Source organism: Streptomyces pseudovenezuelae (genome assembly GCF_001513955.1).
In the GTDB taxonomy this organism is placed as follows: domain Bacteria; phylum Actinomycetota; class Actinomycetes; order Streptomycetales; family Streptomycetaceae; genus Streptomyces; species Streptomyces pseudovenezuelae.
In genome coordinates, this window is the sequence record NZ_KQ948169.1 from 1,811 (window position 1) to 3,509 (window position 1,699).

Consider the following 1,699-nt stretch of genomic DNA (forward strand, 5'->3'; position numbering starts at 1 on the left):
CCCGTCATCTGCCCGACCACATGATCCCCTCGGTCTTCGTGGAGCTCGCGGAACTACCCCTCACCACCAACGGCAAGGTCGACCGGGCCGCCCTCCCGGCCCCCGACGCCACCCGCAAGCAGCCCACGGGCCACGTTCCGCCCTCGAACCTGGCGGAAGAACTCCTGGCCGGGATCTGGACCCAGGTGCTCGGGGTGGAACGGGTCGGCACCACCGACGACTTCTTCGAACTCGGCGGTCACTCTCTCCTGGCCACCCAGGTCGTCTCCCGCGTCCGTGAGGTCTTCGGAACCGAGATACCCCTGGCCGCACTGTTCGACCACCCGACGGTGCAGGCCCTCGCCGCGCTGGTCGAGACGGCGGCGACACACACGCCGGCCCCACCGATCGGAGCCGTCAGCCGGGACGAACAACTGCCCCTGTCGTTCGCCCAGCAGCGCCTGTGGTTCCTCGACCAGATGGAGCCGGGCTCCGCGGAGTACAACGTCCCCGCACCGGTGCCGTGGACCGGGTCACTCGACGTCGAGGCGCTGGGCTCGGCGCTCAGCGCACTCGTCGCTCGGCACGAAGTTCTGCGCACCAGGCTGGTCGCGGGCTCCGACGGCGTCCCCCACCAGCAGATCGACCCCTCGTCGCCCTTCCCGCTCTCGGTGGTCGACGTCTCAGGGAACGCCGAGCCTCAGCGAGCAGCGCAGCAGCTGATGATCGCCGACGCCGTCACCCCGTTCGATCTGGCGGGCGACCCTCTCATACGCGCCACTCTCATCCGGCTCGGGACCGATGAGCACGTGCTGGCGCTGGCCATGCATCACATCGTCTCCGACGAGTGGTCGGGACAGATCCTGCGGCGCGAACTGGCGGCGCTGTACGAGGCCTTCCGCATCGGCGGCCCCGACCCGCTGCCTCCCCTGCCCGTGCAGTACGCCGACTTCGCGGTCTGGCAGCGGCAATGGCTCGACGGGGACGTCCTCGACCGGCAACTTGCGTACTGGCGAGGGCAGTTGGCCGACGCGCCGGTGCTGGACCTGCCCATGGACCGCGCCCGCCCGGCCGTCCGGTCCTCCGCGGGCGCGGTCCGACGGTTCACTGTCCCGGCACGGACAGCCCGAGCCCTGCGCGCATTGTCACGGGACAACGGTTCGTCGATGTTCATGACGCTGCTCGCCGCCTTCGACATCCTGCTGGGGCGGTACACCGGGTCCGAGGACATCGTGGTCGGAACCCCGGTGGCCAACCGGAACCGTGCGGAGACCGAGAACCTCATCGGGTTCTTCGTGAACACGCTGGTCATGCGGACGGACCTGTCGGGCGACCCGACGTTCCGTGAACTGCTGGAGCGGGTACGGGAGACGGCTCTGGGCGCGTACGCCCACCAGGACCTCCCCTTCGAGCACCTGGTCGACGAACTCGTCACCGAACGAGACCGGTCGCGGACACCGCTGTTCCAAGTGCTGTTCAGCTACGCGGCCGACGACACGGACAGTGGGGCCGCCGCCTCACCGGCCGACGACACCACCATGTCGGCGGCCCTGCCCGTGAAGTTCGACCTGGCCGTGACGCTCGGGGACGCCGGAGAAGCGCTGACGGGAACGATCGAGTACAGCACGGCGCTGTTCGACGCGGGGACCGTGGAGCGGTTGTCGGGTCATCTGGTGCGGTTGCTGGAGGCGGTGGCGGAGGATGCGGGGCGGCGGGTTGG

Annotated in this window: 1 protein-coding gene; it reads left to right on the forward strand. The window is 69.7% G+C overall.

The genetic code is table 11. The features are described 5' to 3' along the window. Positions 1-1,699 (forward strand): condensation domain-containing protein (locus AQI94_RS42275; RefSeq protein ID WP_225890427.1); only part of this gene is annotated, 1,699 nt, incomplete at both ends.